Consider the following 1,570-nt stretch of genomic DNA (forward strand, 5'->3'; position numbering starts at 1 on the left):
TCAAACCTCACTCCGCGGCCGCTTCGCAATCTCCGCAAAGATGCGCTTCAGATCGGTCGCCTGCGGTTCGGATTCGGCAAACGCGCAGCCGGCCTCGATCTCGCGCAAATGTTCGTCCATCCAGCGCGCCGCCGCGGCCGTATCGCCGGCGGCCAGCAGTTCGATCAGCTGCTCGTGCCGGCAGCGGTTGCAGCCGGCCGCGAGCGGCGTTCCGTACATCGCAATCACCAGCGAGGTGCGCGACACCAGCTGGCCGAGGAAGTCCGACAGCGGCCGGTTGTCGGCGAGTGCCAGCACGCGCAGGTGAAACAGCCCTGACAGGTGGATCGCCTCGCGCTTGTCGCCGCGCGCCTGCGCGTCGGTTTCGGCGGCGACGATGCGCTTCAGCTCGTCCAGTGCCGCGACCGGCGGCGGCTCGCGGCCGATTTCGGTCAGGGCCGCGCATTCGACGATGCGCCGCGCCGCGAACACCTCGCGCGCCTCCTGCACGCTCGGCTGCGCGACCGTCGCACCGCGGTTCGGCGCCAGCTCGATCAGCCGCTCGTGCGCGAGGCGCTGCAACACCTTGCGGATGCCGGTGCGGCTGATGCCGAAGCTCTCGGCCAGCGCATCCTCGGGCAGCCGCGCGCCGGGCGCGAGGTGGTGCTCGACGATCGCCGTATACAGGCTGCGGTAGATCTCCTCGTCCCGCCCGCGCTCGCGGGGGCCGGTTTCGAGTCCGCCCAGCGGCAGGACGGAAGCGGTCTTGACGTTCATGGCGGTCTCCGTAGGCCGGGCACTGCTGCCGATCCTGCTCGCCCTGCCGCGCGGATTTCCGCGCCCCTGCCTCGCCCCGCTGCGGACAGGGTCGGGAAGCAGGCCATCCCGCACGACCTTGCCCGCGATCGGCTCGCCCGGACAGCACGTCGGTTTCGATGCGCAAAGGCTAAAGGCTTTTGTATACAAACTCAAGCCTTCATTCCCCGCGACCATCTGCCCAACCCGTCGGCTCCGGCGCACGATCCAGGCGCGTCGATGCCTGATTCCAGAGCAGGAAGCACGACTGAATGCACCATGAATGCGCGACAAATCAGTGCGTAAGCGCTTGTCTGGTGCATGAATTTATCGTCATGCTGCAGTCGCGGAATTTTCGCGGCATGCCTCTTTACCTGCATACGTGTATATGCCTTGATTGTATACACGTCGGCACTGCCAGACCGACGCGCCCCGCTGCCCGACGCCGCCACGACCGCTCCCCCGGTCCGCCCGCGCAGGCAACGACACCGCCCGGCGCCCTCCCGAACCCGATCGGCGCTCGCGGCAACCCTGACCAGGAGATTGCCCGCATGTCCCATCCGCTCCCCCCCGGCTACAGCGACCGCCTGTACAACGAGGATCTCGCCCCGCTCGGCGAAGGCAAGAACTGGAACTGGTACAACATCTTCGCCTTCTGGATGTCCGACGTGCACAGCGTCGGCGGCTACATCTTCGCCGGCAGCCTGTTCGCGCTCGGGCTGTCGAGCTGGCAGGTGCTGGTGTCGCTGCTGGTCGGCATCTGCCTCGTCAACGTGCTCTGCAATCTGGTCGCGAA

General features: G+C 67.4%; 2 protein-coding genes. One reads left to right on the top strand and one right to left on the bottom strand.

Going from position 1 to position 1,570, the window contains the following annotated elements; translation table 11 throughout:
* Entirely contained in the window at positions 1-756 is a 756-nt protein-coding gene (locus PKE44_RS11030; RefSeq protein WP_324551053.1) for a GntR family transcriptional regulator, read from the bottom strand.
* Positions 757-1,325: 569 nt separating this feature from the next.
* Here PKE44_RS11030 and PKE44_RS11035 point away from each other — a divergent pair.
* Positions 1,326-1,570: cytosine permease (locus tag PKE44_RS11035; protein WP_324551055.1), on the top strand; the 245-nt coding region annotated here is incomplete at its 3' end.

Source organism: Plasticicumulans sp., assembly GCF_035331805.1.
Lineage (GTDB): Bacteria > Pseudomonadota > Gammaproteobacteria > Competibacterales > Competibacteraceae > Plasticicumulans.